Here is a 601-nt window from a genome sequence, read left to right on the forward strand (position 1 = left end):
CACAAATGCGTTGCACAATCACTAAGCCGCAACCATAACCCGCATTATACGTTTCGTTCCCGTCATGACGATTGGTGATAATCAGCGTGTTTTGCTGTAGATCGATCTCGATGTCTCCAACGCTATAACTGAATGCATTTTTGATTAAATTGTTGATGACTATCGTCACGAAGCTTGCTGGCGCATACACTTCGCCGCTATTTTGTTCGTTAAGCTGATAATGCGCATCTTGCTTTGCAAACAACGGAGCAAGCTCTTCCAATTGCTGGTGTAAACAAACTAAAAGCGTTTGATCGCCAAAGTGCTGTGGCTCAATTTTCTCTTTACCTAACAACAAAAACGCCTCGGTCAAAACGCGCATGTCTTCACACGCAGCTTGCATTCGCGCAATCGCTTTTTGTGCCACCCTTGGCTGGTCAGGTACTCGAGATAAAATGTCTGTTGAGCCTGCGATCACCATAATAGGCGTGCGAAGCTCGTGGGAGGCAAAACGACTAAACTCTTGTTCGCGGCGGAAATAGCCCGCGATGTCGTTCTTACTGTCTAACAACGTCTGCTCAATATGGCGCGTTTCACTGAACTTCGTTTCCACTTCAAATGC

Annotated in this window: 1 protein-coding gene; it reads right to left on the bottom strand. The window is 46.3% G+C overall.

The window, feature by feature from the left end; all coding sequences use genetic code 11:
• A partial coding sequence (locus tag R7040_RS28015; RefSeq protein WP_318097825.1) for a sensor histidine kinase occupies window positions 1–601 on the bottom strand: 601 nt, incomplete at both ends.

The sequence above is a fragment of the Vibrio sp. 1069 genome, from assembly GCF_033340555.1.